Annotated in this window: 1 protein-coding gene; it reads right to left on the bottom strand. The window is 72.3% G+C overall.

The window, feature by feature from the left end:
- On the bottom strand, positions 1–1445 hold a 1445-nt coding region (locus GJ633_RS16580; protein ID WP_197431389.1), incomplete at both ends, for a type II/IV secretion system ATPase subunit.

The raw sequence follows: 1445 nt of genomic DNA, 5'->3' as shown, positions 1-1445 counted from the left end.
GGGTCGGTCGGCGCCGCGTCGCGCGTGGCGGCCGGGTCGAGCGCCGCGTGCTCGTCGGCGGAGAGCAGCTCGACCGCCCGCGCGACGTACCGCTCGCCGCCGGTCTGGCGGGGGAAGACGACGAGGTCGACCTCGCGGAGGAGGTACGCCGGGATCCCCCGCTCGATCACGCGGTTGACGAGCGCCTCGACGTCCTCGGCGTGCGTCGTCCCGATCACCCCGTGACCCGTGTTCACGCTCTCCGCGAAGGTCTCGAAGCTCGCCGGGGTGTTGATCTCGGCTATCACCTCCACGTCGGGATTGAGGTAGTTCGCCTCGGTCATCAGCTCCGACATGGTCACCGCCTTGTACGCGTCCTCGTGGTCCCGGGTCGTGAGCGACACCCCGGTCTCGTGCGGGAGCCGGACCTCGCGTGACCCCTCGTCGATCGAGACCGGCCGGGCGTCGAACGGGATGAACGGCGTGTGGGCGTTGAGCAGCGTCGTCTTTCCGACGCCCGTCGGCCCGGCGAAGAGGACGACCCCGCGGTGCTCGTACAGCAGCCACAGCAGGGTGACAAGATCGACCGACAGGGTCCCGCGGTCGATCAGGTCGGCGGGCGTCAGCGCGTCCGCCGACTGCTTGCGGATCGAGACGTGCGGGCCGCCCTCGGAGATGACCGGCAGCGCCACCGCACAGCGGACCGTCTCGTCGACGCCGTCGAGGTCGAGGTTCACCTTCGCCGACGGCGTCGAGGCGTTGAGTTCGGTCCCGTCGCGGGCCGCCAGCCCGGTGACGACGTTGACGAACGTGGTCTCCTCTTCGAACGCGAGGTTGGTCGGGACGCGGGTGCCGACTCCGGGCGTTCCCCGGTCGGTGTCCGCCGTCGCCCCCGCGAGGACCGACGCCCGCGGGACGACCTTCACGCGCTCGCCGACGCGGTTGGCCTCGACGTCCTCCAGGTGGGGATCGCGGATCGGGACGGTGAGGATCCCCTCGCCCACGAAGTCGCGGAGCACGTAGTACGCGAGGTCGTCGAGGCGGTCGCGGGCGTACCGCGAGTCGACCGGCGGGACGGCGAGCCCGCGCTCCGCGAGCCCGGACCGGGCCCGGTGGACCGCCGCGCCGAGCCACGCGCGGGTGTTGCGCGCGGTGAGCCGCCGCGAGAGGAACCGCCGGGCGTGGGCGGCGACGAACGCCTCGCGGTCCTCGACGACGCCGTTCACGGTCGTCTCCCAGATCCGCTCTTTGCACTCCGCGATCAGCGCCTCGTCGCCCGGGAGCAGGTCGGGCTCAACCACGGCGTACTTCGTCTCGAACGCGTCGGAGCCCAACAGCCGCTCGCGGTAGATCACCACGTCGACTTCGAGCCCGGCGAACGCCACCGCGTACTGCGCGATCCGCTCGGCCGCGACCCGCTCGACGTACGCCACGTCGGCGTCGACGCCCGGGCGTACGCGGCGATC

Source organism: Halorubrum sp. CBA1125 (assembly GCF_009742825.1).
Classification (GTDB): Archaea; Halobacteriota; Halobacteria; order Halobacteriales; family Haloferacaceae; genus Halorubrum.
This window is presented reverse-complemented; position numbering and strand designations above follow the sequence as displayed.